Origin of the sequence: Nocardia sp. NPDC050718 (assembly GCF_040654235.1) — a bacterium.
GTDB lineage: Bacteria > Actinomycetota > Actinomycetes > Mycobacteriales > Mycobacteriaceae > Nocardia.
Genome location: NZ_JBFAHQ010000003.1, coordinates 423739 through 446419 on the forward strand (window position 1 = coordinate 423739; position 22681 = coordinate 446419).

The 22681-nt window shown below is 68.6% G+C and carries 24 protein-coding genes; 12 read left to right on the top strand and 12 right to left on the bottom strand.

Annotated features, from left to right (window positions below; genetic code table 11):
* Positions 1-8 precede the first annotated feature (8 nt).
* The gene (locus AB0H54_RS16400) at positions 9-524 is read left to right on the top strand and encodes an ImmA/IrrE family metallo-endopeptidase (RefSeq protein WP_019044757.1); all 516 of its coding nucleotides are present in this window, start codon (positions 9-11) and stop codon (positions 522-524) included.
* On the top strand, positions 521-1555 hold the full coding sequence (locus AB0H54_RS16405) for a hypothetical protein (RefSeq protein ID WP_355270831.1): 1035 nt from the start codon (positions 521-523) through the stop codon (positions 1553-1555). Before AB0H54_RS16400 ends, AB0H54_RS16405 begins: the two co-directional genes overlap by 4 nt.
* Before the next feature lie 130 nt (positions 1556-1685).
* On the opposite strand, the gene AB0H54_RS16410 is transcribed toward AB0H54_RS16405, so the two are convergent.
* On the bottom strand, positions 1686-2102 hold the full coding sequence (locus AB0H54_RS16410) for a helix-turn-helix domain-containing protein (protein ID WP_019044759.1): 417 nt from the start codon (positions 2100-2102) through the stop codon (positions 1686-1688).
* A gap of 365 nt (positions 2103-2467) precedes the next feature.
* Positions 2468-3631, bottom strand: a complete 1164-nt coding sequence (locus AB0H54_RS16415) for a steroid 3-ketoacyl-CoA thiolase (RefSeq protein ID WP_355270832.1) — start codon at positions 3629-3631, stop codon at positions 2468-2470.
* 132 nt (positions 3632-3763) lie between these two features.
* On the opposite strand from AB0H54_RS16415, the gene AB0H54_RS16420 reads away from it, so the two are divergent.
* Positions 3764-5062 (top strand): cytochrome P450, encoded by a 1299-nt coding sequence (locus AB0H54_RS16420; RefSeq protein ID WP_355270834.1) that lies wholly within the window; start codon positions 3764-3766, stop codon positions 5060-5062.
* 60 nt (positions 5063-5122) lie between these two features.
* Here AB0H54_RS16420 and AB0H54_RS16425 read toward each other — a convergent pair whose 3' ends face one another.
* Genes AB0H54_RS16425 through AB0H54_RS16445 form a run of 5 tightly spaced genes read right to left on the bottom strand, consistent with a single transcriptional unit; the run spans position 5123 to position 9601 of the window.
* Complete coding sequence (locus AB0H54_RS16425) at positions 5123-5545, bottom strand: nuclear transport factor 2 family protein (protein ID WP_357346263.1); 423 nt, start codon at positions 5543-5545, stop codon at positions 5123-5125.
* On the bottom strand, positions 5542-6432 hold the full coding sequence (locus AB0H54_RS16430; RefSeq protein WP_355270838.1) for a TIGR03619 family F420-dependent LLM class oxidoreductase: 891 nt from the start codon (positions 6430-6432) through the stop codon (positions 5542-5544). The genes AB0H54_RS16425 and AB0H54_RS16430 overlap by 4 nt, the downstream gene beginning before the upstream one ends.
* Positions 6429-7598: a thiolase domain-containing protein gene (locus AB0H54_RS16435; protein ID WP_357346264.1), complete on the bottom strand. Its 1170-nt coding sequence runs from the start codon at positions 7596-7598 to the stop codon at positions 6429-6431. The genes AB0H54_RS16430 and AB0H54_RS16435 overlap by 4 nt, the downstream gene beginning before the upstream one ends.
* On the bottom strand, positions 7595-8620 hold the full coding sequence (locus tag AB0H54_RS16440; RefSeq protein WP_357346265.1) for a thiolase domain-containing protein: 1026 nt from the start codon (positions 8618-8620) through the stop codon (positions 7595-7597). Before AB0H54_RS16440 ends, AB0H54_RS16435 begins: the two co-directional genes overlap by 4 nt.
* A gap of 9 nt (positions 8621-8629) precedes the next feature.
* A complete protein-coding gene (locus tag AB0H54_RS16445; protein WP_357346266.1) occupies positions 8630-9601 on the bottom strand; it encodes an OB-fold domain-containing protein in 972 nt (323 codons plus the stop codon).
* Positions 9602-9662: 61 nt separating this feature from the next.
* On the opposite strand from AB0H54_RS16445, the gene AB0H54_RS16450 reads away from it, so the two are divergent.
* Together AB0H54_RS16450 and AB0H54_RS16455 are read left to right on the top strand one after the other, a co-directional pair.
* Positions 9663-10700: an LLM class F420-dependent oxidoreductase gene (locus tag AB0H54_RS16450; RefSeq protein WP_355270843.1), complete on the top strand. Its 1038-nt coding sequence runs from the start codon at positions 9663-9665 to the stop codon at positions 10698-10700.
* A 22-nt stretch (positions 10701-10722) separates the two neighbouring features.
* Positions 10723-12258 (top strand): acyl-CoA synthetase, encoded by a 1536-nt coding sequence (locus tag AB0H54_RS16455; protein ID WP_357346267.1) that lies wholly within the window; start codon positions 10723-10725, stop codon positions 12256-12258.
* A gap of 13 nt (positions 12259-12271) precedes the next feature.
* Here the strand turns inward: AB0H54_RS16455 and AB0H54_RS16460 are convergent, their stop codons facing one another.
* Positions 12272-13270 carry a sigma-70 family RNA polymerase sigma factor gene (locus tag AB0H54_RS16460; RefSeq protein WP_355270846.1) on the bottom strand — a complete coding sequence of 333 codons (999 nt, stop codon included), beginning with the start codon at positions 13268-13270 and terminating at the stop codon, positions 12272-12274.
* 153 nt (positions 13271-13423) lie between these two features.
* Between AB0H54_RS16460 and AB0H54_RS16465 the strand changes: the two genes are divergently transcribed.
* Positions 13424-13840 carry a VOC family protein gene (locus tag AB0H54_RS16465; RefSeq protein ID WP_355270848.1) on the top strand — a complete coding sequence of 139 codons (417 nt, stop codon included), beginning with the start codon at positions 13424-13426 and terminating at the stop codon, positions 13838-13840.
* Positions 13841-13893: 53 nt separating this feature from the next.
* Here the strand turns inward: AB0H54_RS16465 and AB0H54_RS16470 are convergent, their stop codons facing one another.
* Positions 13894-14676, bottom strand: coding sequence for a crotonase/enoyl-CoA hydratase family protein (locus AB0H54_RS16470; protein WP_357346268.1), 783 nt, complete (start codon positions 14674-14676; stop codon positions 13894-13896).
* 60 nt (positions 14677-14736) lie between these two features.
* On the opposite strand from AB0H54_RS16470, the gene AB0H54_RS16475 reads away from it, so the two are divergent.
* A complete protein-coding gene (locus AB0H54_RS16475; protein WP_355270851.1) occupies positions 14737-16380 on the top strand; it encodes an acyl-CoA synthetase in 1644 nt (547 codons plus the stop codon).
* 61 nt (positions 16381-16441) lie between these two features.
* On the opposite strand, the gene AB0H54_RS16480 is transcribed toward AB0H54_RS16475, so the two are convergent.
* The gene (locus AB0H54_RS16480) at positions 16442-17620 is read right to left on the bottom strand and encodes an FAD-dependent monooxygenase (RefSeq protein WP_357346269.1); all 1179 of its coding nucleotides are present in this window, start codon (positions 17618-17620) and stop codon (positions 16442-16444) included.
* A 99-nt stretch (positions 17621-17719) separates the two neighbouring features.
* Between AB0H54_RS16480 and AB0H54_RS16485 the strand changes: the two genes are divergently transcribed.
* From AB0H54_RS16485 to AB0H54_RS16495, 3 genes are read left to right on the top strand one after another with little or no spacing between them, the layout of a single operon-like run.
* Entirely contained in the window at positions 17720-18325 is a 606-nt protein-coding gene (locus AB0H54_RS16485; RefSeq protein ID WP_357346270.1) for a TetR family transcriptional regulator, read from the top strand.
* A 33-nt stretch (positions 18326-18358) separates the two neighbouring features.
* Positions 18359-18556, top strand: coding sequence for a hypothetical protein (locus tag AB0H54_RS16490; protein ID WP_189029939.1), 198 nt, complete (start codon positions 18359-18361; stop codon positions 18554-18556).
* Positions 18556-18924, top strand: a complete 369-nt coding sequence (locus AB0H54_RS16495) for a Fic family protein (RefSeq protein WP_355271714.1) — start codon at positions 18556-18558, stop codon at positions 18922-18924. The genes AB0H54_RS16490 and AB0H54_RS16495 overlap by 1 nt, the downstream gene beginning before the upstream one ends.
* 76 nt (positions 18925-19000) lie before the next feature.
* On the opposite strand, the gene AB0H54_RS16500 is transcribed toward AB0H54_RS16495, so the two are convergent.
* Positions 19001-20098 carry an acyl-CoA dehydrogenase family protein gene (locus AB0H54_RS16500; RefSeq protein ID WP_357346271.1) on the bottom strand — a complete coding sequence of 366 codons (1098 nt, stop codon included), beginning with the start codon at positions 20096-20098 and terminating at the stop codon, positions 19001-19003.
* Positions 20099-20120: 22 nt separating this feature from the next.
* Positions 20121-21314: an acyl-CoA dehydrogenase family protein gene (locus tag AB0H54_RS16505; protein WP_357346272.1), complete on the bottom strand. Its 1194-nt coding sequence runs from the start codon at positions 21312-21314 to the stop codon at positions 20121-20123.
* 188 nt (positions 21315-21502) lie between these two features.
* Here AB0H54_RS16505 and AB0H54_RS16510 point away from each other — a divergent pair, with 188 nt between their 5' ends.
* A complete protein-coding gene (locus tag AB0H54_RS16510) occupies positions 21503-21691 on the top strand; it encodes a ferredoxin (RefSeq protein ID WP_019044780.1) in 189 nt (62 codons plus the stop codon).
* 43 nt (positions 21692-21734) lie between these two features.
* Entirely contained in the window at positions 21735-22637 is a 903-nt protein-coding gene (locus tag AB0H54_RS16515; protein ID WP_355270861.1) for a 3-oxoacyl-ACP reductase, read from the top strand.
* Positions 22638-22681: the final 44 nt, after the last annotated feature.

Below are 22681 nucleotides of genomic sequence, written 5' to 3' on the forward strand. Positions count from 1 at the left end.
GATCTTCGATGAGCAAGAGCAAGACCCAGAGCACCTCCCGGTCCTATCGCCGCGTCGCCGCCGCCGTCGACGCGGTGTGCGCGGTCGCCGCCGACTCCGACGCGACCACCCTCGATGAGGTGGTCGCGGCGATCTCGCTGGAGCGGCAGCGCGAAATCGAGATCACCAGCGCGCAATTGGGCCCGGGCGTGTGCGGCCAGCGCCGGTTCTACCCGGAACGCGACATCATCGTCCTGGCCGACGCCCTGCCGAGCCGGGATCACACCCTCGCGCACGAACTCGGCCACATCGTCTTCGACCACGAAGGTGCCCCCGCGGTGGAGACGACGCTCGAGGTCAGCGACGACCTGATCGCCTACATGCTCAGTCAGCGCGCCCACGCGCAGATCGTCGACGACGGCGCCGACGATCTCGCCGAGTGGGAGGCCGAGACCTTCGCGGCCATGCTCATGACCCGGCTGCGCGTCTTCAACAACCGGGGCGCAGGCGTCTCGGTCCTTCGATTCGATGAGGCACTCGGATGACACTCTGGTTGACAGCCCTGCTGGTCTGGGTTGCCGCGGGTGCGCGAGTGGGTCGCGTGCTGGTGAAGCCCGCGACGACCGCCCGCGTCGCCATCGTCGTCGCGGTCGCCGCTGTCGCGCTCGCGTCGACCGTCGCGATTCCCGATATCGCGGTGGCCGTCGATAATCTGCTGCCCGGCGGGGTGCGTAGCGGGTGGTTGTCCACCGGCATCGTGGATTCGGCGTGGATTCTGTTCACCACCGCCACCTCGGTGGTCGCCTCGGCCGCGTGGCCGGTGGTCTCGCGGCGCAATCTGCGCCAGATCGCGATGGTGGTCTACGGCATCGGCGCGCTCGCCATCGCGATCACGCTGGGGTGGTCGTTCACCTTCGGCTGGATCGTGGTCGCGCTCGGCGCGGTGTTCATCGTGACCACCGGTCTGCGCAATCTGGACTGGACCACCCTGGGTCGCGGCATCGCGATCTACACGGCGGGTACGGCTTTGGTCGCCGTGCTCGCGGTCGCCAACGCGGGCCGCGCCTTCCAGCACGCCGAGCCGTCCCCGCCCGGCGAGCCGACCTGGGGCTGGCAGGCCTGGGAGATCGCGAGCCTGCTGATCGCGTTCGGCGCGGTGTCGATCGTGGTCGAGTTGTGGTGGCGGGCCCGGATTCTGCTGCGCCGGATCCGGCCGTTGCACAAGCTGATGGTCGGCCGCTTCCCCGATGTGGTCGCGCCCGAGCAGAACGCCACGTCGACGCAGCTCAAGGCGTCCGACCACGTGGCCCAGGTGATGGACGCGCTGTACCTGCTCTCCGGCAGCGGCATCGTCATCCCGGCGGCGGGCGAGCCGCCCGCGTCGGTACCGGAGCGGGCCGCGGTCGTCGCCGAGTGGGTGCGAGATCCGTTGGGGGACTTGTTCGTCGACGCGCGCTGGATCGCGCCCCCGCCCGGGGTGAGTCCGCGCGGCTGGGTGCTGGCGATCGCCTCCGAGTACGACTCGGCGGTCGCCGCCGCGGGCGCCGCGCCGAAGAGCGCCGCCGCTTCGAGCTGAAACGAGTACAGAGAACGGGCCTGAGCTGGTGGATCACACCGTCTCAGGCCCGTTCACTGTGCACGTATCCGTCTGTCACGGCCGGTCCCAGGACACCATCAGGTGCGTCAGGCCGACCGCTCTGTGGTTCCTATTCCGTTCCGTCCGGCGGAATTTCGGGCAAACCTTCGCTCGCCCGCAACTTCTCCGCCATGGAGGTGAGCAAATTCTGTGATTCTTCCGAGAGGTCGAATGCCCTGCTGGACAGTCGACGCAGCCCGTAGCCCTGCAGCTGCGCGAGCAGCTCCAGGTCGTGATCGATCTTGGCCGCGTAGATGTCGTTGAAGAAGTAGTCAGGCTTGACCTTGAAGAACTTCGCCAGGGCGGCCACCGTCTCGTCGGACGGGTTCGTTCGTTGTCCCGACCGCAGCTGCGAGAGATACGGCTTCGAGATCGGATGCCCGGAGGCAGTCAGCGCAGCCGCAACCTCTGCGTTGGTGTGCGGCTTGCGCCCCGGGGGATGCACGGTTTCGAACAGCTTGTTCAGCCGCGCCGCGAAATCAGCCATTGTGAGCCGCCCAATTCCCTTCACTGTACTAACAGTCGTTATCTCGGATACGTATCATTGATATTAGCGGCTCAGTAACTGAAAACCTACGCCTGATTCAGGATTTCTCTACGGTTTCCGACGCTCACCTGCGTGCAGGGGCCGCGACGGTCGCGTTTGCGGGTCACGCCAACGACTCTTGTGGAGCCGGAGGGTGCCCGGGTTCGTGCCCGTCGCGGGGTTCTTCAACCTTAGGTCGATGGTAGCCCAAAGTTAGCTGATGTCTCATGTTCCCCCTCGCCCCCTGGATTGTGTGGCGTACGACACGTTCCGGGCGCCCTGGGATGAATGTTCAACCTGGGCGCCCGGTTTCGGTGATCGTCAGTCTACAGGCGTTCGATGATCGTTCCGGTGGCGAGTGCGCCGCCTGCGCACATGAGCACCATGGCCGTGCCCTTGCCGGTTCGCTCCAGCTCGTGCAAAGCCGTCGTGATGAGCCGGGAGCCGGTGGAGCCGACCGGATGCCCGATTGCGATCGCACCGCCGTTGACATTTACCCGGTCCATGTCCGGCTGATGTACAGAAGCCCACGAAAGTGCGACGGAGGCGAATGCTTCATTGATCTCGAAAAGGTCGATATCCGAAATCTTCATTCCGGAGCGCTCGAGCAGCCGGGTGCACGCCTGCACCGGGCCGTCGAGGTGGAACTCCGGCTCAGCGCCGACGAGCACCTGGGTGCGGATGCGGGCCCGCGGGCGCAAACCCTTGTCGCGCGCGACAGTTTCGTCCATCAGCAGCACGGCGGCGGAGCCGTCGGAGATCTGCGACGAGGTGCCCGCGGTGTGGATGCCGTCGGCGACGACCGGCTTGAGCGCGGCCAGGCCCTCGAGCGTGGTGGCGCGCAAGCCCTGGTCCCTGGTCATCTCGAACTTCTCGCCGGTGGCGTTGCCCTCGCTGTCGAGCACCGGCGCCGAGACCGGGAGCACCTCGCGGTCGAAGCGGCCCTCGGCCCACGCCTGCGCCGCCAATTGCTGTGAGCGCAAACCGAATCCGTCGATATCGGCGCGGGTGATGCCGCGCCTGCGGGCGATTCGCTCGGCGGCGCCGAACTGGTCGGGCAGGTCGATCGACCACGACGCGGGCCTGCGCGGGCCAGCCTCGGTGCCGACGTTCGCGCCCAGCGGCACCCGGCTCATGGCCTCGACGCCACACGCCATGCCGACGTCGATCGCGCCGGTCGCGATGAGGCCGGCGATGAGGTGGTTGGCCTGCTGGGCCGAGCCGCACTGGGCGTCGATGGTGGTGGCGCCGGTCTGCCAGGGCAGGCCCGCGTGCAGCCACGCCACCCGGGTGACGTTGTTGGACTGCTCGCCCGCCTGGGTGACGCAGCCGCCGATCACCTGCTCGACCTCGGCCGGATCGATGCCGGCCCGATCGAGCAGCCCGCGCTGGGCCAGGCCGAGCAGTTCGGCCGCGTGCAGTCCCGAAAGCTGTCCGCGGCGCTTACCGATCGGAGTACGCACGGCCTCGACGATGACGGGTGTGCCCATCTGATTCTCCCTCGTAACTGCAACAAGTTCTGTTCCTGTGCCCAGGGTAAAACCGCGTGGTTCTTCCGTCACGGCAACCCCTGTGCTTGAATGATTGTAGAACGTGTTTCAGTTTGTCGAAGGAGACATCTGGTGGTAGATCCGCGCACCGAACACGCCGGCCCCGGTCACGCAACGGGTACCCGGCCGAACCTGCCGGACGGGTTCGACGTCACCGACCCCGATATCTACGCCGAGCGTGTCCCGGTGGAGGAGTTCGCCGAGCTGCGGCGGGCCGCCCCCATCTGGTGGAATGCGCAGTCGCCCGACGTCGGCGGTTTCCATGACGACGGCTTCTGGGTGGTGAGCAAGCACGCCGACGTGAAGGAAGTGTCGCGACGCAGCGATGTGTTCTCCACCTACGAGAACACCGCGATCCCGCGCTTCAACGACGACATCCAGCGCGAGCAGATCGAGCTGCAGCGCTTCGTCATCCTCAACAAGGACGCGCCGGAGCACACCAAGCTCCGCAAGCTGATCGCCAAGGGCTTCACCCCGCGCGCGGTCAACGGCCTGCGCGCCGAGCTGTCGGACCGGGCCGAGAAGATCGTCAAGGCGGCCGCCGAGGCGGGCTCGGGCGACTTCGTCACCCAGGTCGCCTGTGAGTTGCCGCTGCAGGCGATCGCCGAGCTGATCGGCGTGCCGCAGGAAGACCGGATGAAGGTCTTCGAGTGGTCCAACGACATGACCGGTTACGACGATCCCGACAATGTCGACATCGATCCGGTCGCCGCGTCGATGGAACTGCTCGGCTACTCGTACCAGATGGCCGAGGCGCGCAAGGCCAACCCGACCGACGACCTGGTCACCACGCTGATCGAGGCCGACGTCGACGGCGAGGCGCTCACCCCGGAGGAGTTCGGCTTCTTCGTCATCCTGCTCGCGGTCGCCGGTAACGAGACCACGCGCAACGCCATCAGCCACGGCATGGTCGCCTTCATGGAGAACCCCGACCAGTGGGAGCTCTTCAAGAAGGAGCGCCCGTCCACCGCGGTGGACGAGATCATCCGCTGGGCGACCCCGGTCACCTCCTTCCAGCGCACCGCGCTCGAGGACACCGAGCTCGGCGGCGTGCAGATCAAGAAGGGGCAGCGTCTGGTGATGCTGTACCGGTCGGCCAACTTCGACGAGGACGTCTTCGAGAACCCGGAGAAGTTCGACATCATGCGGGCCGACAACCAGCACCTGGCCTTCGGCGGCACCGGCGCGCACTTCTGCGTCGGCGCGAACCTGGCCCGGCTCGAGGTCGACCTGATCTTCAACGCGATCGCCGACCACCTGCCCGACATCACCAAGGTCGCCGACCCCAAGCGCCTGCGCTCGGGCTGGCTCAACGGCATCAAGGAACTGCCGGTCGACTACAAGACCTCCGGGTGCCCGGTAGCGCACTGATATCCCGGAAACGAAACAGCCCCGGACCGAAAGGTCCGGGGCTGTTCTCGTCGGTGCGGTTCAGGACACCTTGCGGGTGGTGGCCATGGCGCGGTCCACCTCCCAGAACGCGCGCAGGGCGGCGATCTTGCCCTCGGCGTCGACCCTGTAGGTGAACACGCCCTCGGCATCGATCACGTGACCCGCCATGGTGGTGCGGATCTTGCCGGTGAAGGCGATCTCGTTGCCGCAGGCGAAGGAGTCCTCGAAGAGGAACTCGATCGACTCGGTCAGCGCGATGGCCTTGTCCCAGAACGCGCCGATCGCCTCGTGGCCGCGATGGCCGACGCCCTCGGGGTCGAAACCCGAAGGGCCGACCGGATCTTCGACGATCCCGTCGGTCGCGAACAGGGCGACCCAGGCCGCCCGGTCCCTGGCCCGCACCGCGGCCTGGGAGGCCAGGCCCGCCGCGCGCGCCGAGCGGTCCACCGCTGTCTCGGTCATGACTCGTCCTTCCCGATGATGGGGTCGGCGATGTACTTCGCGGCGAACTTGCGCAGCGAGTCCTGCTTGGCCGCCAGCTCGCCGTCGAAGCCGATCCCGTCGGACAGCCACGGCACCACGATGGTGTCGGTGACGCCGGCGTCGGCCAGATCCTGGTAGCCGTCGCGACCGAACTTGTCGATGCACACGGCCTGGATCTCGAACGGCACGTCGGACCGGTCGTACTCCGCGCGCAGCTCGCGCAGGCTGGCGATGGTGGTGACCAGGTCGTCGAACTTCATCATCGCCGAGGTCCAGCCGTCACCGATCTTGGCGGCCCGGCGCAGTGCCGGGCCGGTGTGCCCGCCGACGTAGAACGGCACCCGCTCGCTCGGCGCCGGGCTGATCTGCAACTCGTCGAAGTCGAAGAACTCGCCGTGGTACTCGACCATGCCGCCGTCGAGCACCAGCCGGATGATCTCGATCATCTCGTCGACCCGGGCGCCGCGACGGGCGTAGGGCACCCCGCACCACTCGAATTCCTCGGGGGCCCAGCCGATGCCGATGCCGAAGCCGAAGCGGTTGCCCGACATGTTGGCGATCGAGCCGACCTGGCGGGCCAGCAGCAGCGGATTGCGCGAGCCGAGCTTGAGGACGTTGGTGTAGAACCGCAGCGTCGTGGTCACCGCGGCCATCGAGGCCGCGGCGATCAACGGGTCGACCCACGGCGTCTCCGGACCCCAGAACCGGCTGCCGTCCGGGGTGTACGGGTAGTCGGCCGCCTGGGACTTCATGTAGAACAGCGAGTCGGGCAGGCCGATCGAGGCGAATCCGCATTCTTCGGCCGTCTTGGCCAGCTCGGTGAGCTGGTCGAGCGGGCTCAGCGCGACACCGAGGGTGAATTTCATTCCGGTCGCTCGCTTCCCACGACCCACATCGAGAAGTACTGGGAGCCACCGCCGTACGCGTGGCCCATCGCCTTGCGGGCGTTCTCGACCTGGTAGTCGCCCGCGCGGCCCATGACCTGCTTGGCCGCTTCGGCGAAGCGGATCAGGCCGGAGGCGCCGATCGGGTTGGAGGAGAGCACGCCGCCGGACGGATTCACCGGGATGCGTCCGCCGATCTCGGTCTCGCCCTTGTCGGTGAGCTTCCAGCCGTCGCCCTCGGCCGCGAAGCCCAGGTTCTCCAGCCACATCGGCTCGAACCAGGAGAACGGCACGTAGATCTCGGCGACGTCGATCTCCTCGAGCGGGTCGGTGATCCCGGCCGACTTCCACAGCGCGGCGGCCGCGTCCCGGCCCGCCTGCGGATTCACCTGGTCGCGGCCCGCGAAGGTGGTCGGCTCGGTGCGCATCGCGGTGCCGTGCACCCAGGCGACCTTCTTGCCCTGGGCCTCGACCACCGCGGCGGCCTCGGCATCGCCGATCACCAGGGCGCAGGCGCCGTCGGAGGACGGGCAGGTCTCGTCGAACCGGATCGGGTCCCACAGCATCTGCGAAGCCAGCACCGACTCCATGGTGATGTCGGGCTGGTGCAGATGGGCGAGCGGGTTCTTGGCGCCGTTGCGCCGGTCCTTCACCGCGACCATCGCGCCGATGTGCCCCGGGGCGTTGGAGCGGCGGATGTAGGAGCGCACGTGCGGGGCGAAGTAGCCGCCCGCGCCCGCGCCGACCGGCATGGTGAACGGCACCGGAATCGACAACGCCCACATGGCATTCGACTCCGACTGCTTCTCCCACGCGATCGCGAGCACCTTGCCGTGCACGCCCGCCTGCACCAGGTTGGCGGCCACGACACCGGTGGAGCCGCCGACCGAACCGGCGGTATGCACGCGCAGCAGCGGCTTGCCGACGGCACCGAGGGCCTCGGCGAGATACAGCTCCGGCATCATGACGCCCTCGAAGTAGTCGGGCGCCTTGCCGACGACGACGGCGTCGATGTCGTCGATGGTCAGGCCCGCGTCGTCGAGCGCGCGGTCGATCGCCTCACGGCACATGCCCGCCATGGACACGTCCGAGCGCTTCGTCACGTGATGGGTTTGGCCGGTGCCGAGCACCGCCGCGGGGAAGCTCATCGTGCCTCCGATTCCAGAACGGCGACCAGGTTCTGCTGCAGCGCGGGGCCGCTGGTCGCATGAGCGAGGGTCCGGTTCGCGCCGCCGGAGATGATGGCGGTGGCGGCATTGCCGATCCGCTCCAGACCGGCCGCGAACATCGGGTTGGCGGCGAGTGCGCCGCCGGACGGGTTGATCGTGGTCCCGGCGGGCAGGCCGATGGCCTCGGCCAGGATCAGCTGCTGATGACTGAACGGCGCGTGCAGCTCGGCCAGGTCGAAGCCGGTGGTGTCGCCCCGGGTGGCCGCGGCGGCCGCCGCGGTGGCCGACGGCGCGCGGGTGAGGTCGCGTCCGCCGAGCGCCTGGGCATCGATGTTGTGCGCGATTCCGGTGATCCACGCCGGGCGCTCGCACAGTTCGCGGGCCCGATCGCCGACCGCGAGCACGATCGCGGCGGCACCATCGGTCACCGGCGCGATGTCGTGGGCGCGCAGCGGGTCGGCGACATACGGCGCGGCCAGCAGCGCGTCGATGTCACCGCCTGCGACGGCGGCCATCTCCTGCTCGGTCCAGCGGCCCGCGTCCAGCCCGGCCCTGGCCTGCAGACCCGCGATCGACACGGCGTCCGGCCACAGCGGCCCGACCAGGTACGGATCGAGCTGCATGGTCAGCACCTGCTGGATGGACGCCGCGGCCGAGGACTTGCCGAAGCCGTAGACGAGCGCGGTCTCGGCCTGGCCGGACAGCAGCTTCACCCACGCCTCGTACAGCGCCCAGGCCGCGTCCATCTCGACGTGCGACTCGTTGATCGGCGGCACGGCGCCGATCGCGTCGACCGCGGAGATGAACGAGAAGGCGCGACCGGCCAGGAAGTCCGACGACCCGGAGCACCAGAAGTCGATATCGGACTTGGTGATGCCGAGATCGGCGTAGAGCTGCTGGAAGCACGGCACGAGCATCTCGACGCCGTTGGTGGTGCCGAAGGTCTCCGGCACGTGCGGTGCGTGGGCGAATCCCACCACCGCGATTTCTGGTGTACTCAACGTCGCCTCTCAGAGGTGGTGCTGGTAGGACTCGTACGGGGCATCTGGCTCGCCGGACGGCCGGAAGTGATCGATATTGGCCAGCGCGTGGCCCCATTCCTCGCGGGGTTTCCACACCGCCTCGACCCGCATGCCCATCCGCACCTCCGACGCATCGCAGCCGAGAACCAGGTGCAGGAACGGGATGTCGGCGCCGTCGAGGAGCACGTAGGCGGCCACATACGGCGGCTTGATGCGCTGGCCGAGGAACGGCACGTTGACGATGCAGAAGGTGGTCACCGTGCCCCTGTCGGGCAGTTCCACCAGATCGTCGGTGGGCGTACCGTCGGTCGGGTTGGCCCCGCGCGGCGGGAAGTACACCTTGCCACCGGCCTCGGACCGGCCGCCGATCAGTTTGCCTTCGGCCAGACCGCGCAGGTAGACGCTCTCCTGAGGGGACGCGGTGTGCTTGTAGCTCAGATCGACTGGGGTGGTCAGCACGGTCACCGGCTCGGCGGGGTCGCCGGCGGGTGCCGCCTGCTCGACGGTCTCGCCCGGCTCGAAGCAGGCGATATCGGTGATGCTGCCGGTCGGCTCGTCGGCCCACCGGACACGCACCCGCATTCCGGTGTGCACTTGCGCGGGGTCGGTCACGTCCAGCGCGTGCAGCAGTGCCGTGTCGGCACCGTCGAGCTGGATCAACGCCCATGCGAACGGGCGGTCGAACGGCTGTCCTTGCAGCGGTTCGGCCACCCACGTCCACGACTGCACCGTGCCGGTCGGCGCGACCTCGACCAGCTCGGCCAGCGGGGCCGAGGTGATCGGGTCGTATTCCTGCGCCGGCACCAATACCCGGCCGTCACTGCCGCGCACGCCGAGTATCCGGCGGTCGCGCAGTCCGGTCAGGAAGGCGCCGATGATGGGTCCGACGGACCTGGTGTAGTCGAACTGCACCCGAAGGGGTGCACTCAATACTTCCACTGCGGTATTCCCCTGGGTCACGATATCGAGTAGAACAGGTTCTTATTCTGCTGGCAAGGATTCGCCGGAAAGGGCGTCGGTCATGAAATTCGGACTGCAACTCGGTTACTGGGGTGCGCAGCCGCCCGCCAACGCAGGCGAGCTGGTGATCGCGGCCGAGGAAGCGGGCTTCGACGCCGTGTTCGCGGCCGAGTCGTGGGGCTCGGACGCCTTCACGCCGCTGGCCTGGTGGGGCTCGTCGACCGAGCGGGTTCGCCTCGGCACCTCGGTCGCGCAGCTCTCGGCCCGCACGCCCGCCGCGGCGGCGATGCACGCGCTCACCCTCGATCACCTCAGCGGCGGCCGGGCCATTCTCGGCCTCGGCGTCTCCGGGCCGCAGGTGGTGGAGGGCTGGTACGGGCAGCCGTTCGCGCAGCCGCTGCGCCGCACCCGCGAGTACGTCGACATCGTGCGCCAGGTGCTGGCCCGCGAGGCCCCGGTGACCTCCGACAGCAAGTACTACGGCCTGCCCTACGCCGGTCCCGGCGCCACCGGCATGGGCAAGCCGCTCAAGCCGATCGTGCATCCGCTGCGCGCCGACCTGCCGATCTGGCTGGGTGCGGAGGGTCCGAAGAACGTCGCCCAGACCGCCGAGATCGCCGACGGCTGGCTCGCGATCTACTACGCCCCGCGCCTGGCCGGCATGTACAACGAGTGGCTCGACGAGGGCTTCGCGCGGCCCGGCGCCCGGCGCAGCAGGGCCGATTTCGAGATCGCCGCCAGCGCGCAGGTGGTCCTCACCGACGACCCGGCCGCCGAGATCGAGCGGATGCGCTGGGTGACCTCGCTCTACATCGGCGGCATGGGCGCGCCGGAGCTGAACTTCCACGCGCAGGTCTACAAGCGGATGGGCTACAGCGCCGAGGTCGACGAGATCTCCGCGCTGTTCCAGGCGGGCCGCAAGGCCGAGGCCGCCGCCGCGGTGCCCGACGAGCTGATCACCGACACCGCGATCTTCGGCGACGAGGCGCACGTCCGCACGCGACTGAAGGAATGGGAGGACGCCGGCGTGACGATGATGCTGATCTCGGTTTCCGACGCCGAACAACTTCGTCGCCTTCAAGCCCTTGTAACCGAGTAGAACAGGTTCTAAATTCGATGGGGTGAGCAGCCAGCAGACAACGGAAGTCCTCGGACTGTGGAATATCGCCGCGGCCGATCCCGAGCGGATCGCCGTCGTCGACCCGGACGGCAGGGAGATCACCTATCGAGAATTGGCCACCCTCGCCAACCGCTACGCCAACGGACTACGCGGCATCGGATTGCGCACCGGCGACGTGGTCGTCAGCATGCTGCACAACGGTGTGGAGGCGATCGCCGCGTACTTCGCCGCCTACCAGGCGGGGCTGTACATCGTCGCGGTGAACTGGCACCTCACCGCGCCGGAGATCGCCTACATCCTCGGCGACAGCGAGGCCGCGGCCTTCCTGGCCAGTGAGCGGTTCGCCGCCACCGCCGCCGAGGCCGCCGACCTCGCGAACCTGCCCGCCGATGCCCGCTTCTCGGCGGGCACCATCGAGGGCTTCCGCCCGGTGTCGTGGCTCGGTGCCGCCGACACCGGCCGCCCCGACGAGCGCTCGGTCGGCGCGCCGATGCTCTACACCTCGGGCACGACCGGCCGCCCCAAGGGCGTTCGCCGTCCGCTGACCGGCGCCGATCCCGACCAGGTCCCGGCGCCGAACAAGGCCTTCTTCGCCCTGTTCGAGCTCGCGCCCTACGACGAGCACGTGCACATCTGCGGCTCGCCGCTCTACCACACGGCGGTGCTGAACTTCTCGACCATCTCGATCCAGATGGGCCACAAGCTGGTGCTGATGGATCGCTGGGACGCCGAGGACATGCTCGCGCTGATCGAGCGGCACAAGGTGACGCACAGCCACATGGTGCCCACCCAGTTCCATCGCCTGCTCGCTCTGCCCGAGGACGTGCGCGCCCGCTACGACGTGTCCTCGCTGCGCAGCATGGTGCACGGCGCCGCGCCGTGCCCGCAGGCGACCAAGCGGCAGATGCTCGAGTGGTGGGGTCCGGTCGTCACCGAGTACTACGCGGCCACCGAGGGTGGCGGCACGGTGATCAACGGGACCGAGTGGCTGAACAAGCCCGGCTCGGTCGGCAAGGCCTGGCCGTGGTCGGTCATCAAGATCCTCGACGAGACCGACGGCTCCGAACTGCCCGCGGGCAAAGAGGGCATGGTCTACATGAAGATGGGCGCGTCCAGCTTCGAGTACCACCACGCCAAGGAGAAGACCGAGGAGTCGCGCGTCGGTGACCTGTTCACCGTCGGTGACATCGGCTACCTCGACGAGGACGGCTACCTGTTCCTCTGCGACCGCCGCTCCGACCTGATCCTGTCCGGTGGCGTGAACATCTACCCGGCCGAGATCGAGGGTGTGCTGATGAGCCACCCGAAGGTGGCCGACGTGGCGGTTCTCGGTGTGCCCGACCCGGATTGGGGCCAGCAGGTCAAGGCGTTCGTGCAGCCGGTCGACGGCGCCGCGGGCGACGACGCGCTCACCGCCGAGATCCTCGAGTTCGCGGCCGGTCAGCTCGCCAAGTACAAGCTGCCCCGCACGGTGGAATACCGCGCGGAGCTGCCCCGCGATCCCAACGGCAAGCTGTACAAGCGCCGCCTGCTCTGAAAGATGTTCCCGCTCAGACGGCTTCGCGCCACTCCGGCGCGAGCCCGAAGAGCGGGAACAACTTCTCGGTGTCGAGGAAGAAGTTCAGGCCCGAGATGGTGTCGCCCTCGAGCTCGAGCACGGTGATCGACCACGGCACCCATACGCCGGGCTCCCCGCTGGGCTTGTAGTGGCCGAAGGCGGGCAGGCCGTTGGCGCCTGCCAGCGGAACCATGCGCGAATCGCGGCACGCGCTGCCCGTGCTGAGCATGAACGCGGCCACGTTCTCCGGCCCGGAGATCCAGAGATCGAAGGGCGGCATCGACAGCGCCACATCGGCTTTGAGCAGCGTGGTGAGCGCGTCCATGTCGTAGGCCTCGAACGCCTTCACGAAATCGTCGACCAGTTTGCGCTGCTCGGGATCGGTCTCGTCGAAACCGTCGGTGACGGTCGGCTGGACCTTCGACATGGTGGCGCGGGCCCGTTGCAGCGCGCTGTTCACCGACGCGGGCGACATCATCAGCGCCTCGGCGGTCTCACCCGCGGAGAAGCGCAGCACCTCACGCATGATCAGGATGGCGCGCTGGGTCGCCGGCAGGTGCTGGCAGGCCGCCACGAACGCCAGGCGCAGCGTGTCCTTGGTCGAGGCGTGCTCGGCCGGGTCGGCGCCGAAGGCGAGCGCGTTCGGGATCGGCTCGATCCACACATAGTCGGGCTGCGGCGCCGGCAGCGGCGAATCGGGGCGGCCCGGACCGTTGAGGTCCATCGGTCTGGCCCGGCTCTGCGGCCGGTCGAGCATGTCCAGACAGATATTGGTGGCGATCTTGTACAGCCACGAGCGCAGGCTCGCGCGGCCCTCGAAGGAATCGTAGGAGCGCCAGGCGCGGGTGAAGGTCTCCTGCACCGCGTCCTCGGCCTCGAACGAGGAGCCGAGCATGCGGTAGGCGTACGCGCACAATTCGCGCCGGTGGGTTTCGAATTCGGCCAGGACTTCGGGGTCGGGGCCGGTGGTAGCGGTTGTGGCGTCGCTCATAGTTTCCCACGATGCCACAGGGGTCCGACACTCGACAGAGGAGAAAACGGACCATCGAAATTTCGCGAACTTCGCCGTGTCTCGATGAATTCGCCGTCGCCGCCGCGTCTACATGAACGAGACCGCAACGACGTTCCCGAAAGGCTGACACCCATGAGCAGCAAGATGATCTTCATCAACCTCCCCGTCGCCGACCTCGACCGCTCGAAGAGCTTCTACGAGGCGCTCGGCTGGAAGGTCAACGAGGATTTCACCGATCAGAACGCGTCGTGCATCGTCATCGACGACAACATCTGCCTGATGCTGCTGACCAAGCCCTTCTTCTCGACCTTCAGCACCCGTCCGATCGCCGACACGATCAACACCGCCGCCGCCGGCTACGCGCTGTCGCTGGCCAGTGCGGCCGAGGTCGACGCGTTGACCGACGCCGCCGTCGCCGCGGGCGCCACCGAGGAGAAGAACGAGGACAAGCGGGCGCAGGAGGCCCAGGTGGGGATGCACGGTCGGACGTTCATCGACCCCGACGGCCACCAGTGGGAGCCGTTCTACATGAACTACCCGGGCGCGTAGGCACCCCGGTGGAACAGGGCGCGAGGCTGCTGCCCGCGCCCTGTTCGCGGTGACTACTGCCCGGTGAAGTTCGGCTTGCGCTTCTCCGCGAAGGCGCGCGGCCCTTCCTTGGCATCGGCGGACCGGAACACCTCCATACCGATCTTCGCCTCGATCGGGAATGCCTCGTTCTCCGGCATCGCCTCGGTTTCGCGCAGCGTGCGCAGCATCGCCTGGACGGCGAGCGGGCCGTTGGCGGCGATCTGGCCCGCCAGCGCCAAGGCCTTGTCGAGCGCGGTCCCGTCGGGGACGACGTGGCCGATCAGGCCGATCTCCTTGGCCTCGGCGGCGGTGATGTGCCGTCCGGTCAGCAGCAGGTCGGCGGCCACGGTGTAGGGGATCTGCCGAGCCAGCCGCACCGCGGAACCGCCGAGCGGGAACAGGCCCCAGCGGGCCTCGGAGACGCCGAACTTGGCGCTTTCCCCGGCCACGCGCAGGTCGGTGCCCTGCAGGATCTCGGTGCCACCGGCGATGGCCGGGCCCTCGACCGCTGCGATCAGTGGCTTGCTCAGCCGCCGCCCCTTCAGCAGCGCGGGGAGGTAGGCCGGGTCCCAGGTGCCCGCGGTGGCGGTGTCGCCCGGATGCTGCGAGCTCATCGCCTTCAGATCCATCCCCGCGCAGAAGGCCCCGCCCGCGCCGGTGAGGATCGCGACGCGGATATCGGGATCGCTGTCCACCTGGTCCCAGGCGTCGCGCATGATCGCCATCATCTCGCCCGAGAGGGCGTTGCGAGCCTCCGGCCGGTTCATCGTGACGATGAGGACGTGGTCTCGCTTCTCGACCAGACAGTGGGCCATTTCGATATCTCCTGACGTTCGAGCTTGTCAGAAACAGTAACACGTTCTATTTTTGTCTTTGTGAGCTACAACATAGCCGATCTCGTCGAACACGCCGTCGACCTGATGCCCGACCGGATCGTGCTGGTCGGCGAACATCGCGAGTCGACCTACGCCGAACTGGAGGAGCGGGCCAACAAACTGGCCCACTACCTGCTGGAACAGGGTGTGAAACCCGGCGACAAAGTCGGAATCTACTCCCGCAACACCGTCGAAGCCGTCGAGGCGATGGTGGCGATCTTCAAGGCGCGGGCGGTGATGATCAACGTCAACTACCGCTACGTCGAGAACGAGTTGCTGCACATCTTCGACAACTCCGACATGGTCGCGCTGATCCACGAGCGCCGCTACACCGACAAGGTCGCGGCGGTCCGCCCGAAGGTGCCCGGCCTGAAGACGGTGCTCGTCGTCGAGGACGGCACCGACGGACCGACCGCGCCCGACACGGTGGAGTACGAGGCGGCGCTGGCCGCCTCCTCCGGTGAGCGCGACTTCGGCGAGCGCTCGCCCGACGACATCTACATGCTCTACACCGGCGGCACCACCGGCCTGCCCAAGGGCGTGATGTGGCGGCACGAGGACGTGTGGCGGGTGCTCGGCGCCGGCATCAACTTCATCACCGGTGAGTACACCAAGGACGAGTGGGAGCTGGCCAAGATCGGCGCGGCCAACCCGCAGATGGTGCGTTTCCCGATCCCGCCGATGATCCACGGCGGCGCGCAGTGGGCCACCTTCCACAGCCTGTTCGGCGGCGGCAAGGCCGTGATGATCCCCGAGTTCAGCGGGCACGGTGTCTGGCAGGCCGTCGACAAGCACAAGATCAACCTGATCTTCATCACCGGCGACGCGATGGCCCGGCCGATGCTCGACGCGCTGGAGGAGGGCAACCCGGAAACCGGTGAGCCCTACGACCTCTCGTCGCTGTACGTGCTCGCCAGCAGCGCGGCGCTGTTCTCGCCGCCGCTCAAGGACAAGTTCCTCGAGCTGCTGCCCAACCGCCTGCTCACCGACTCCATCGGTTCCTCGGAGACCGGCTTCGGCGGCCTGGCGACGATCGCCAAGGGGCAGACCCACACCGGCGGTCCGCGGGTGAAGATCGATGCGGCCACCCAGGTGCTCGACGAGGAAGGCAACCCGGTCGAGCCGGGTTCCGGCGTCGTCGGCCTGCTGGCGCGCAGCGGCCACATCCCGCTCGGCTACTACAAGGACGAGGTCAAGTCGGCCGCGACGTTCAAGGAGTTCAACGGGGTTCGCTACGCGATCCCCGGCGACTTCGCCCGCGTCGAGGAGGACGGCACCGTCACCATGCTCGGCCGTGGTTCGGTGAGCATCAACAGCGGTGGCGAGAAGATCTACCCCGAAGAGGTCGAGGGCGCGCTCAAGGCGCATCCGGAGATCTTCGACGCGCTGGTGGTCGGCGTCGAGGACGAGCGCTGGGGCCAGCGGGTCGTCGCGGTGGTGCAGTGTCGCGGCGCGAACCGGCCGACGCTGGCCGAGCTGAAGCCGGTGCTGACCCAGGAGATCGCGTCCTACAAGCTGCCCCGCAGCCTGTGGTTCGTCGACGAGATCAAGCGCTCGCCCGCGGGCAAGCCGGACTACCGGTGGGCCAAGTCGCAGACCGATGAGCGGCCTGCCGACGAGCACGCCGACGCGGGCTCCGCGTAGGTAATCGACAGCACCAGGGGCCCTTCCGGCAATGTCGCCGGGAGGGCCCCTGTCGCGTGCGTCAGCGGTTGGCGAGTTCGGCGAGCTGGTAGGCCAGCTTGCCGCGGACCGCGGGGATGCCGGTGAGCAGGCGCAGCGCGGTGTTGCGCGCGGTGCGGGCCGGGCTCGATTGCAGGGTGGCCATCCGGGTCATCCGGTCGGTGAACGCGACGACGTCCAGCGCGATCGGCCTGCGCACGGTCTCGTATTCGTCGAGCAGCGCGTCCGGTTCGCCGGCGACCACCTTCGCCAGCAGCCGGGCGAGCAGCGCGGCGTCCTGGATGCCGGTGTTCATGCCCTGGCCGCCCGCCGGGCTGTGCACGTGGGCGGCGTCGCCCGCGAGCAGGATCCGGCCCGCGCGGTAGTGGTCGGCGACGCGGTGGTGCACGCGGAAGCGTGAGCTCCACAGCACCTCGTCGACGCGCACCTCGCCCGCCGGGCCCCTGGCGTCGAGGAGGGTCTGGATGTCGTCGCGCGTCGGGTGCTCGGGGGCCTCGTCGACGGTGGCGACGACGCGGTAGCGCTCCTCGGCGGGGTCGGGCAGCGGGGCGACCACGGTGACGCCCTCGGGCGAAAGGTGCAGCGAGACTTCCGAACGCGGGGTCGGCCAGCTCATCCGGACATCGGCCAGGACGAACGAGGCGGGGTAGGTGTCGCCGGTGAAACCGATGCCCGCCTGGTCGCGCACCGCGCTGTGCATGCCGTCGGCGCCGATCACGTAGTCGGCGGTGATGGTGCCGGTCGTGTCGTCCGCGGTGCTGTATTCGACGGTGACGTGGCCGTTCTCGTCGGCGACCCGCGCGACGGTGATCGGGCGGTGGACGGTGCCGCCCAGCGCGTGCAGCCGGTCGAGCAGGACCTGCTCGGTGACGTCCTGCGGGATCATCAGGGTGTAGGGGTAGGCCGTCGGCAGGTCGCCGAACTCGATGGTGGCCAACGTCTTCGGGCCGTCGTGCACCTTGAAGGTGGGGACCTGGATGCCGCGGGCGAGCAGTTCCTTCGCGATGTCGAGTTCGTCGAGGACCTCCAGGGTCCTGGCGTGCACGACCGCGGCGCGGGAGGTGTTGGCGCCCTCGCTCAGGCGATCGAGCAGGACATGGTCGACGCCGGCTTCGGCGAGCACGATCGCGGCGGTGAGACCGGCGGGGCCCGCGCCGACGATGACGACGGAAGTGGCTTCGGGCAGTGGGGTGGCGGACATTGCGACTCCTGGTCAACGCTTGTTTGCCAACGCTTGTAGGCATAACGATAAACCGGGCCGTCGGTGAAAGTCAACAGTTGTTGGCCTACACTTGTTGGCATGACTTCCGCCGACCAGGAGACCCCGGCCCGCCGCTCGGACGCCACCCGCGCCGCCATCCTCGCCGCCGCGCGCGCCCGCTTCGCCGCCGACGGCTACGCGAAGGCGACCATCCGCGCCATCGCCGCCGATGCCGCGATCGATCCGTCGATGGTCATGCGCTACTTCGGCAGCAAGGACGGGCTTTTCGCCGCCGCCGCCCAGATCGACCTGGACCTGCCCGACCTGGGCGCCGCCGACCCGGACACCATGGGGGAGCTGCTGATCCGCCGCTTCCTCACCATCTGGGAGGACAACGACAACACCGTCCTGCTGATCCTGCTGCGCTCCTCGATCACCGACGACGCGGTCGCCGCCCGCTTCCGCGAGGTCTTCGCCCAGCAGGTCCTGCCCGCCGTCCTCCGTTTCGGCACCCCCGCCGACGCCCCCCGCCGCGCCGCCCTCATCGTCACCCAGCTACTCGGCCTGGCCCTGTGCCGCTACATCCTGCGCATCCCCCCGGTAGTCGACCTGACCCCGCACCAGATCACCACCGACATCGCCCCCACCCTCCAGCGCTACCTGACCTCGGAACCCGGCTCCGGCGATCGGTCCGAAATGTCGTAGAACCAGCTGGTACCGCGCGGTACCATCGGGCCTATGGCTGGTCTCAATGTGCGATTCACCGACGAGGAGCTGGACGCGCTCCGGCAGCGCGCCGAGGCAGAGGGCCGAAGCATGCAGCAGTTCGCGCACGATGCGGTCGTCGCCGCCATCAACGAGCGGTCGCGATTGTTCAACGAGGCGGCAGACCATGTGCTCCGGGTCAGCGAAGAGCTGAACCGGCGGTTGGCGTGATCCACTATCTGACGCTGCCGGAGCTGCTGAGTTTGGCGGAGCGGCTCGGTACGCCGGATGTCCGTGATTACGGGCTGCTCGATTCCGCCTCGGCGCGGCCCCAGTCGAGCGTTTTCGGGCAGGACGCCTACCCCGATCTGTGGCAGAAGGCCGCCGCGCTGATGGAATCGCTCGCCCGCAACCACGGCTTGGTGGACGGAAACAAGCGCCTCGCCTGGTACGCGACCTGGGTATTCCTGCATCTCAACGGATGTCCGCTGGACGAGGCTTTCGATATCGATCGCGCCGAGGAGTTCGTGCTCGCGGTGTGCCAGGGCCGGCTCGATGTGCCTGCCATAGCCAAGGAACTCGTCCGCTTCGCGCGATAGGCGCGGGTGGGTGAACGCGGCAGGGCCCGTGCGGATCGGGGGAACGATCCGCACGGGCCCTGCTGTGTGCGAGCGGCTAGCCCGCCAGTTCGGCGCCGAGGGCGAGGAGGTGGGGAGTGGCGCCGCCGAGGGCGAATTCGTTGTGCTTGGCGGCCGTGAAGTAGTTGTGGGTGATGTGGTCGCGGTCGATGCCGAGGCCGCCGTGGACGTGGACGACGGTGTGGGCGACCTTGTGGCCCGCGTCGGCCGCCCAGAACTTGGCGATGTGGATGGACTCGGTGGCGGGGAGGCCTTCGGCCACGCGCCAGGCGGCCTGGGTGACCGTCAGGCGCAGGCCACCGATGTCGATGGAGGCGTCGGCCAGGCGCTGGGCGACGGACTGGAACGAGCCGATCGGCTTGCCGAACTGCTCGCGGGTGCGGGTGTGCTCGGCGGTCAGTTCGAGCGCGCGCTCCAGGGTGCCCAGTTGCAGGGCCGACAGGCCGAGCCAGGCGTGCTCGCGCAGCCAGGTGAGGACGTCGGCGCCGGACTCGATGGAGCCGAGCAGCGTGGCCGGGGTGGCCGCGAGCTCGACGACGAACTCGGGGCTCAGGTCGACGACCTGCTGGGCGGTGCGGGTGACCGACGCGTCGTCCGGGTCGACCACGAAGACGCCGACACCGTTGGAGGTGATGGCGGGCACCAGGATGCGCTCGGCCCGATCGGCGAAGGGGACGGTGGTCGCGGTGCCGGTCAGGGTCCAGGCCGCGCCCGCGGGCTCGGCGACGATGCCCGGCGCGGCGGTGGTCGCGCGCAGTTCCTCGGCGAGGGCGGCGGTGAGCACGATCTCGCCCGCGCCCGCCCGCGCGGCCAGCTGCCGCTGGTCGGCGTCGCCGAACTTCGCCAGCGCGCCCGCGCCGACGACGATCGACCACAGGTAGGGCACCGCGGCGACGACGCGGCCGAGCTCACGCAGGATCGCGGTCTGCTCGAGCATGCCGAAATCGCTGCCGCCCAGCTCTTCCGGCAGGGCCGCGGCCAGCACGCCGGTCTCGGCGAGCGACTTCCAGAGCTGCTCGTCGTAGCGGCCCGCGGTGTCGAGTTCGCGCAGCCGGTCGGCGGTGACGAGCTTGGCGCAGATCTCGCCGGTCAGCCGGGCGAGATCGGTCTGGGCTTCGGTGGGGGTGAAATCCATGAGGGGATACCGGCTTTCGGGATCAGCGGGCGGACGCGGGCTGGCGCAGGGCGGTCATGGCGATGATGTCGCGCTGCACCTCGTTGGTGCCGCCGCCGAAGGTGAGGATGAGCGCGGCCCGGTGCATCCGCTCGAGCCTGCCGAGCATCACCGCGCCGGGGGAGTCCTGGCGCAGGTAGCCGTGCGAGCCGACGACCTCCATCAGCAGGCGATAGGCCTCGGTGGCCAGCTCGGTGCCGTAGACCTTGCACGCGGAGGCGTCCCACGGCTTGGGTGCCGCCTCGCCGCCCTGGTCGGCGCGGCTGGCGATCTCCCAGTTGAGCAGCTTGAGGTACTCGACCTTGGCGTAGACGCGCGCCAGATTCAGGCGCACCCACTCCTGGTCGATCACCCGCTTGCCGTCGGAGGTGGTGGTCTCGCGCGCCCACTGCACCGTCTGGTTGACCGCGAGCGAGAGCGGCCCGGCCGAGGTCAGCGCGACGCGCTCGTGGTTGAGCTGGTTGGTGATCAGCGACCAGCCGCCGTTCTCCGGCCCGACCATCGAGGAGGCGGGCACCCGCACGTCCTGGTAGTAGGTGGCGCTGGTGTCGGGCCCGGCCATCGTGTGCACCGGTGTCCAGGAGAAGCCGTCGACATCGGTGGGCACGATGAACATCGAGATGCCCTTGTGCTTCTTGGCCGTCGGGTCGGTGCGCACCGCCAGCCAGATGTAATCGGCGTAGGCGATGAGGCTGGTCCACATCTTCTGGCCGTTGATGACGAAGTCGTCGCCGTCGCGCACCGCGGCGGTGCGCAGCGAGGCCAGGTCGGTGCCGGCGCCCGGCTCGGAGTAGCCGATGGCGAAGTGCAGCTCGCCCGAGGCGATCTTGGGCAGGAAGAACTTCTTCTGCTCCTCGGTGCCGTACTGCATGATCGTCGGCGCGACCGAGTTCAGGGTGAGGAACGGGACGGGCGCGCCCGCGATGGCGGCTTCCTCGACGAAGATCAGCTGATCCATGGTCGTGCGGTCCTGACCGCCGTACTCCTTGGGCCAGCTCAGCGTCAGCCAGCCGTCCTTGCCCATCTGGCGGACGACATCGCGGTAGACAGTGCCCTCGCCGTACTCGCCGGTCTGCAGGCTCAGCGCCGCGCGTCGTTCCGGCGTCATCAGCTGGGCGAAATACTCGCGCAGCTCGGCGCGCAATTCTTCCTGCTGCGGCGTATACGCGACGCGCATGGTTCCTACCTCGGTCTCAGCTGCGAAAACGGACGTCGGCGGGGCGCAGGGGATGGGCCCCGCCGAAACCGATCATTGCATATGAACTGGAACATGTTCCAGTATTGACAGTGAATCGACAGCTGTTCCGCCTCGCGGGCCGTGCTGTCTGGGTTAGTGTCGCGGAGACCGCGTGGAAGGAAGTTCTCATGAAGATCATCGTCGATTTCGACCGGTGCGAAGCGAACGGCGTATGCGTAGGAATCGCCCCTGACATGTTTGAACTCGATGACGACGACAATCTGCACGTGCTCGAGGGCGATGTGGCCGACGATCGCGTCGCCGATGTCGAGGAAGCGGTGGCGCAGTGTCCCAAGGCCGCGCTGCGGTTGGCGTGATCCGCTCTTGTCGGATAGTGAAACACGTTCTAAAGTCGGCCCGATGAGTGTGATGCAGACTTCACTGGACGGCCGAGTCGCGATCGTGACCGGCGCAGGCGCCGGTCTCGGCCGGGCCGAGGCCCTCGCGCTGGCCGCGGCGGGCGCGGCGGTGGTCGTCAACGACCTCACCGAGGACGCCGCCGCCGAGACCATCGCCGCGATTCGCGAGCTGGGCGGCAAGGCGGAGTTCGTCGGCGGCAGCATCGCCGAGCGCTCGACGGCCGACGCGCTGATCGCGACCGCCCAGGAATCCCTCGGCGGCCTCGACATCGTCGTCAACAACGCGGGCATCACCCGCGACCGCATGCTGTTCAACATGTCCGACGAGGACTTCGACGCGGTGATCGCCGTGCACCTGCGCGGCCACTTCCTGCTCTCGCGCAACGCGGGCGCCTACTGGCGCGCGGCGTCCAAGGCCGCCGGCGCGCCGGTCTACGGCCGGCTGGTCAACACCTCCTCGGAGGCGGGCCTGCTCGGACCGGAGGGCCAGGCCAACTACGGCGCCGCGAAGGCGGGCATCACCGCGCTGACGCTGTCGGCCGCGCGTGGCCTGTCCCGCTTCGGCGTGCGGTCCAACGCGATCTGCCCCCGGGCCAGGACCGCGATGACCGAGGCCGTGTTCTCCGAGGCGCCCGAGGGATCGGTCGACCCGCTCGCGCCCGAGCACGTCGCCAAGCTCGTCGCCTACCTCGCCTCGCCCGCCGCCGACGCGGTGAACGGTCAGGTCTTCGTCGTCTACGGCCCGATGGTCGCCCTGATGGCGGCTCCCGAGGTGGAGGCCCGCTTCGACGCCGCCGGTGCCGAATGGGCCGAGGAAGACCTCGCCTCGACGCTGCACGGCTACTTTGCCGAGCGGCCCGCCGACCACACGTTCTCGGCCCGCGCGCTCCGCGATCTGGGCTGATCTTCCCGCCACCGATTTGCCGGGTGTTGGCTCGCCGCGCGCCA

Bases quoted from the DNA above. Each gene is read 5' to 3' on its own strand.
- AB0H54_RS16400 (WP_019044757.1), top strand. From the start codon at position 9: ATGAGCAAGAGCAAGACCCAGAGCACCTCCCGGTCCTATCGCCGCGTC.
- AB0H54_RS16405 (WP_355270831.1), top strand. From the start codon at position 521: ATGACACTCTGGTTGACAGCCCTGCTGGTCTGGGTTGCCGCGGGTGCG.
- AB0H54_RS16410 (WP_019044759.1), bottom strand. From the start codon at position 2,102: ATGGCTGATTTCGCGGCGCGGCTGAACAAGCTGTTCGAAACCGTGCAT.
- AB0H54_RS16415 (WP_355270832.1), bottom strand. From the start codon at position 3,631: ATGGGCACACCCGTCATCGTCGAGGCCGTGCGTACTCCGATCGGTAAG.
- AB0H54_RS16425 (WP_357346263.1), bottom strand. From the start codon at position 5,545: ATGACCGAGACAGCGGTGGACCGCTCGGCGCGCGCGGCGGGCCTGGCC.
- AB0H54_RS16430 (WP_355270838.1), bottom strand. From the start codon at position 6,432: ATGAAATTCACCCTCGGTGTCGCGCTGAGCCCGCTCGACCAGCTCACC.
- AB0H54_RS16435 (WP_357346264.1), bottom strand. From the start codon at position 7,598: ATGAGCTTCCCCGCGGCGGTGCTCGGCACCGGCCAAACCCATCACGTG.
- AB0H54_RS16450 (WP_355270843.1), top strand. From the start codon at position 9,663: ATGAAATTCGGACTGCAACTCGGTTACTGGGGTGCGCAGCCGCCCGCC.
- AB0H54_RS16460 (WP_355270846.1), bottom strand. From the start codon at position 13,270: ATGAGCGACGCCACAACCGCTACCACCGGCCCCGACCCCGAAGTCCTG.
- AB0H54_RS16465 (WP_355270848.1), top strand. From the start codon at position 13,424: ATGAGCAGCAAGATGATCTTCATCAACCTCCCCGTCGCCGACCTCGAC.
- AB0H54_RS16470 (WP_357346268.1), bottom strand. From the start codon at position 14,676: ATGGCCCACTGTCTGGTCGAGAAGCGAGACCACGTCCTCATCGTCACG.
- AB0H54_RS16480 (WP_357346269.1), bottom strand. From the start codon at position 17,620: ATGTCCGCCACCCCACTGCCCGAAGCCACTTCCGTCGTCATCGTCGGC.
- AB0H54_RS16485 (WP_357346270.1), top strand. From the start codon at position 17,720: ATGACTTCCGCCGACCAGGAGACCCCGGCCCGCCGCTCGGACGCCACC.
- AB0H54_RS16490 (WP_189029939.1), top strand. From the start codon at position 18,359: ATGGCTGGTCTCAATGTGCGATTCACCGACGAGGAGCTGGACGCGCTC.
- AB0H54_RS16500 (WP_357346271.1), bottom strand. From the start codon at position 20,098: ATGGATTTCACCCCCACCGAAGCCCAGACCGATCTCGCCCGGCTGACC.
- AB0H54_RS16505 (WP_357346272.1), bottom strand. From the start codon at position 21,314: ATGCGCGTCGCGTATACGCCGCAGCAGGAAGAATTGCGCGCCGAGCTG.
- AB0H54_RS16510 (WP_019044780.1), top strand. From the start codon at position 21,503: ATGAAGATCATCGTCGATTTCGACCGGTGCGAAGCGAACGGCGTATGC.
- AB0H54_RS16515 (WP_355270861.1), top strand. From the start codon at position 21,735: ATGAGTGTGATGCAGACTTCACTGGACGGCCGAGTCGCGATCGTGACC.